6 protein-coding genes and 2 pseudogenes are annotated in these 5,557 nt (G+C 35.5%); 7 read left to right on the forward strand and 1 reads right to left on the reverse strand.

What is annotated here, in order from left to right:
• Positions 1-441: 441 nt before the first annotated feature.
• The 7 genes and pseudogenes from AC1DJR_RS15930 to AC1DJR_RS15960 all read left to right on the forward strand — a co-directional run bounded on the left by AC1DJR_RS15930 (position 442) and on the right by AC1DJR_RS15960 (position 4,798).
• Entirely contained in the window at positions 442-1,044 is a 603-nt protein-coding gene (locus AC1DJR_RS15930; protein ID WP_477002993.1) for a DUF6944 family repetitive protein, read from the forward strand.
• Between the two features lie 137 nt (positions 1,045-1,181).
• Positions 1,182-1,538 (forward strand): annotated as a pseudogene (locus AC1DJR_RS15935) (DUF1064 domain-containing protein).
• A gap of 323 nt (positions 1,539-1,861) precedes the next feature.
• Positions 1,862-2,233 carry an ArpU family phage packaging/lysis transcriptional regulator gene (locus AC1DJR_RS15940; RefSeq protein ID WP_215561241.1) on the forward strand — a complete coding sequence of 124 codons (372 nt, stop codon included), beginning with the start codon at positions 1,862-1,864 and terminating at the stop codon, positions 2,231-2,233.
• A 761-nt stretch (positions 2,234-2,994) separates the two neighbouring features.
• The gene (locus tag AC1DJR_RS15945) at positions 2,995-3,192 is read left to right on the forward strand and encodes a hypothetical protein (protein WP_002069589.1); all 198 of its coding nucleotides are present in this window, start codon (positions 2,995-2,997) and stop codon (positions 3,190-3,192) included.
• A 350-nt stretch (positions 3,193-3,542) separates the two neighbouring features.
• The gene (locus AC1DJR_RS15950; RefSeq protein ID WP_098169172.1) at positions 3,543-3,776 is read left to right on the forward strand and encodes a hypothetical protein; all 234 of its coding nucleotides are present in this window, start codon (positions 3,543-3,545) and stop codon (positions 3,774-3,776) included.
• 117 nt (positions 3,777-3,893) lie between these two features.
• Positions 3,894-4,016, forward strand: a complete 123-nt coding sequence (locus tag AC1DJR_RS15955; protein ID WP_258550643.1) for a hypothetical protein — start codon at positions 3,894-3,896, stop codon at positions 4,014-4,016.
• 74 nt (positions 4,017-4,090) lie between these two features.
• Positions 4,091-4,798, forward strand: a complete 708-nt coding sequence (locus AC1DJR_RS15960; protein ID WP_477002994.1) for an IS6 family transposase — start codon at positions 4,091-4,093, stop codon at positions 4,796-4,798.
• 485 nt (positions 4,799-5,283) lie between these two features.
• Here AC1DJR_RS15960 and AC1DJR_RS15965 read toward each other — a convergent pair.
• A pseudogene (locus tag AC1DJR_RS15965) lies at positions 5,284-5,557 on the reverse strand (glycosyltransferase family 2 protein); the annotation flags it as partial.

A 5,557-nucleotide genomic window follows, 5' to 3' on the forward strand; every position in this document is an offset into this window, starting at 1 on the left:
CCTAATCTATTAATCTGATTTAGTATATAACGATTATAAGATATTTTTTTGTGGTTAGTGGTGAAAAATTAAACAAAACCATCTCTTTACGAAAAAAGGTCCTGTTGTCTCCAACAGAACCTCTCCTAAAATGGCAAAGAGTAACTCTTACCTTACTCTTTGTTCATATACTACAGGAGTTTTAATGAAAATCCAAGGCTCCTTATATTGAGAAATAAAGAAGAATCATTATAAAGAATCTTATCTTTGTTATAAATATAAGAGCAGTTAGCAAAAACTAACTGCTTATCTCCAAGGGGGAACAAGGAGAAAAATCTAATGTCATCTATATTATTGACGGAATATTGAGTTTTATTCAATGGGAGAGAAGTAGGATATTAACATGGATATGCGCAAATTCATATCCTGTAAGTAATAAATTAATGACGGGGTAGATTGAGAATGGATGATCCGATTAAGGAGATAGTTGGCGCTTGGTTTGTTGCAGTAAGGACAATTATTGCTGCGATTGGGAGTACACCTTTAAAAAGATTGAAAAGCGAATTAAGAAAAGACTTGAACATATGGGGGAATGTATTACAGGCAACGGGGAACGGTCTGGAAGCTGATGGACAAGGAGAAATATCCCTTGAATTGATTGGTAACGAAATCCAATCAATTGGTAATGTAACGGTTCTAACAGGACTCATTATAGACTTTGAAGATGAAACACAAAAAAAATTAGTAATTGCAGGGAATTGGATACAAGCATTAGGTGGTGTTACATCAATAGGTGGGGAAATAGAGGATAGTTCAAATATAGATGAATCGTATAACATTGTCGGGAATATGTTACAAGCGACTGGGAATTCATTACAGGAAATAGGTGGGATAGAGGAATTGAAAGCTAGTCGGGATAAAGTGGAGGGAATTTCGGAAGGTGATGAGGAGGATGGACAACTTATAGTGATTACGGGGAGTTGGGTCCAAGCAGTCGGTTCAGTAGTTTCATTAATTGGTCAAATAAGAGAAGAAAGCCAAGAGATAGAAGAAAACAATTCATAGAGAACTTAATAAAATAATTCTTTTATTAGAAAGTGAGATTAGCAGTTGATTAAAAAGAAAAGACTAAACCTCCTAAAAATAAACAAAAAGTGAAAGTATAGAAAAAGAGGAAACCGAAGATTAAGAGCAAGCCGATCATGATTGATGGTATATAGTTTGATTCTAAAACTGAGTCGGAGTATTACATGTACTTAAAAGGCAAGGGTGAAGTCACTTGTATAGAGTGCCACCCTAGCTATATATTAATCCCTTCTTTTGAGATTAAAAGCAGTATAACAAAGTCAGGGAAGTCGAAAAAGGCAGCTATGAAGTTTACACCGGACTTTAAAGTAACGTACTCAGATGGGCGTGTAGAAGTGGTTGATGTGAAAGGAAGTAAACGAGCTATCAATGAAGGATTTCCGTTACGTAAGAAGTTATGGGAGTACCTAAACAAACAAGAGCTAATCGTTGTGATATGGGACAAGAAGTTAGGTGAATGGACAAGATCATAAAGGGGTGAGTGTTATAAAAAGATACGAAGGTACACGAGAATATATGTTGTTTCGAAAAGAACCAAGGTTTGGAGATAATCAAAAAGTTTGGTTGTTTGATGTATTTGTGTATCAGGGTTTAATGGATCATTTAAATGATGGGTGGTAGTTTAGTAGTGGAATTACAGCTAAGAAGAAAACAGCTTAATGGATAGCGGAACAATGACTAACAGTGTGGGGGCTGTATTGTAGTCATCGTTCCCTTATTCAACAATGAGATAGTAAAATTTCACGTACCTCATGTGATGTTAAAAAAACAAATTCAGAAATAGGGGGATTCCTTCATGGAAAGGCAATTAACTTTATTACCAGCGATCGATGATAAGAAAGTACAAAAAAAAGTAGTGAGCGTATTAAAGGAATACAGAGCACTCAAGATGCGATTCAATAATGAAGTGGAACAAGAAGGAATCAGTTTGTTTCCAGAGATACGAAATTCAAGAAGAATAAGCGAATTAAAGGTAAAACAGATAGAGAAGACTTTGGACCATATCTTAGATAAGGAAGAAAGAGACATTATTACAATGAAGTTCTTAACGAATGAAAGAGTAAAAGATTCAGATGTTTATCATGACCTACTATTCAAGAAGACTTACTTCTATGAGAAGAAGCAAAGTGCAGTGAAACTGATTGCTACAGCATTAGGGATTATCTAAAAAACGCGAACAAAAGGCGAACTTTTTTGGGGACTAAATAAAATGCCGGAAATTATAAGCTATTCCTATAAACAGTTCTTTGAAAAGAGAATACGTTTTGGGGATAGCGTTCCCATTATAATAACGTTACTCGGTGACGCGGAGGCTAGAGGGGATAAGAGCTTCCCGAAATTATTTATATTTTACTTCTTATTGAGTGTATAAGCGTTCCACCTTTCGTTTGTAGGCTCATAGGTAGTAAAACCACGCCTGTCATGTGGATTTCTTGATTTCTATGTTAAAACTAGATCGGCACCAATTGGATATGATGGTTTGATTGAATGAACTGCATGTCATAAAAGAAGGAAAGTCTAAATTATATTAGTAATTGCTACCGACAATCACCGATATAAGTCAGGCTGTTCTTCTTAAACGATTAACCGAGCAGAGAGCTTCCGCTCTTTGTTTGAGCCAATACAGCTGAACATTCCCCACAGTTTTATGTGTTGGTTCAAACAAGGCGTAGGAAGAAACATATGCGTCTGGATATAAATCTTTTATAATTCGACATTGGCGAAAATGACATTAAGTAGCCGACTCTACGGAGTATAAACGAGAAGACTGAGAGTATCTAGAATAGCAGAGGCTTGAAGAGATACTTATTGCCATTTGTTCTCTCTCTTCCCCTTCAGGAGCTGTCACTTCGGTGATGGCTTTTTGTTTTGTAGGATATTCTTCTTTTCTGTCGAATAGATAGATTGGGAGAGGTGGGGAATAAGTAAATGAAAAAATTTATAATAAGCATAGAAGCAGTCGATGGTAAACAACACGAATTTGAAATTGAGTATAAAAAGACAGTAACAGTTGCTGCTATAGAAAATTCTATACAAGCAAGAGAAGCTAGATTCTTCAGATTTGGAGATCGTATGGTTAATTTGGACAATGTATTCTCTTTAGTGGTAAAAGAGAAGAAGGATTAAATACAAAAAAAGCATCCAAAAAGGGTGCTTTTTTCTTTGTTATATAGAAATTACACATTAACCATTAAGCATATTAGGGAATATCGAGCACAGAATGATATGACACACCACGATATCAAGTTTATTGCTGCGTTTTAGTGTTACCTCTATGTTCACGAAAGGGCACCTGGATAAGGTGCCTTTTTGATGAACTATTTTGATAAAGAAATCATATAGTATAGTGTAGGACAAGTTAACCGCTTATATCCTATTCAATGCTCATCGAGAAGTCCATTCACATATTTTAGCATCTACTGACGTGGGTGCTCTTTTTTATTGAGCAAAATGTACATTTAGATAGAAGGTTAATGGTGGGTGTAACATTAGAGGAATTAGAAAAGTGTTTTAATGAAGCTGTAAATGAAGAAGCAGAGTATGTAGTTGTTCAGATTGAAATGGATGGATTTCCTAGCGAGGAAGTAATTATTAGCGACAAACATAACATTGATTCTAAACTAGCTTATTATAAGAAAACGTACAATGAAGATTTAGAACATAGATACACTCCAGGAATTTGTATTGTAGGTTTTGCGTATGGTTATTAGTTCTCAGGAATCCTACGTGAATTAGGATTGTTGGTGAAGTAGTGATGAAACCAATAGCAATTATCGTAGGCGCTGCCGTCTTGTTTGTTGTTAAGGGGATGATAAGGGGTGAGGGGAATGTGGGGTCCAACAAGTTTTAAGGATGTTTTAGAGATTATTTGGTACTACAAGTGGGAGTTTTTCAAAGCACTACTTCCTATAGGGATTCCAGTATTTTCACTTGGATTAGGAACGGGTTGACTGGTTCTGGTGCAAAAAATCTATAAAACTTGGACATACTGATATTACTACTCTAGAAAAGGTGTGTGATCAGTATGAAAAAGGAAAATTTGTTCAAATGGAAGCATTATCAGCCTGATATAATTTTGTTAACGGTAAGATGGTACCTACGGTATAACCTCAGTTTTCGTGATTTGGTGGAAATGATGAAGGAACGGGGCTTATCTATTTCTCATACCACGATTATGCGTTGGGTTCATCAGTATGGCCCGGAATTGGACCAACGAATTCGTCGTCACCTTAAGCAAACCCATGACTCTTGGAGAGTTGATGAAACATATATAAAAGTTAAAGGGCAATGGATGTACCTGTACCGTGCTGTTGATTCGAAAGGAAACACAATCGATTTTTGTCTAAGCAAAACAAGAGACCGAAAGGCTGCAAAGCGCTTTTTCAAGAAAGCTTTGCGGTCTTTTCATGTATCAAAGCCACGTGTGATAACAGTCGATAAGAATCCGGCTTATCCAATAGAAATTGAACTGTTGAAAAAAGAAAAAAGCATACCTGATGGTATGCAACTTAGACAACAAAAGTACTTGAATAATATAGTAGAACAAGATCATCGCTTTATAAAGAAGCGTATCCGTTCTATGCTAGGGCTCAAATCTTTTGACACAGCTATATCCATTCTTTCTGGAGTAGAAGCCATGCATATGATTAAAAAAGAACAGATTAATTTACGGAACCAGTCTATCCAAAATCAGAAAGAATTCGTCCATCAATTGTTTGGACTTGTAGCATAAGATACGATTCCGTTAGGAATATATATGCTTTATTCTCTTTTACTTTATTTTTGCACCAGAATCTAAAAGAATCAATGGGAAAATCAGAACTATTTGAGAAAGAAAAAATAAAAAAAAGAAGTGACTGTTTTGACAGAATTGAGAGAGTCATAATGGTACATCAAAACTTCATGAAGAGAAGAAGTGCACCTATTATCATATAGAATTTGTTGTGAAAGATGAAAGAAACAAGCATGCAATAATGATGAAGTATGGCATTATATATATTTCTTATTATTCGATAGGATGATGTTATCTGCATTACTAATATTGATAGATGGTGACCCCTACTAGCAAGCTAAGGTTTTGAAGTACCCCCTAAATGAAAACTTTCTTTCTCTACAGGTAGATATTTTGAGAAAACAGCTCATTTTTTTGTTTTGGGGTGCTTACTTTTCTTAAGTTGATGGGCATGGGGATAGTCCTTCTTGGCACAATCTCGTTTGTCAGTCTTCTTGGTACTCTTCAGCTAAGTGAGATGGATATGATGAAATAGGAGGACCAATTTTAAAGTAGGATAAGCTAGTTTTTGAAATCGGTATACAGTTCTTTAATAGATACAGTTTTTGTAACATGTCTTTATCTATTGGGTGAAGCATGCGATCTGTCATAATGAAATAATTGTGATGATAGATAAATACTTTCCCTTCAGGTAGAATCGTGTAATTAGATAATTTCGGGTAAATAGGTGGTCCATCTGAAAATTCATCTAAACTACGT

The sequence above is a fragment of the Bacillus sp. 05T31 genome (assembly GCF_056396725.1).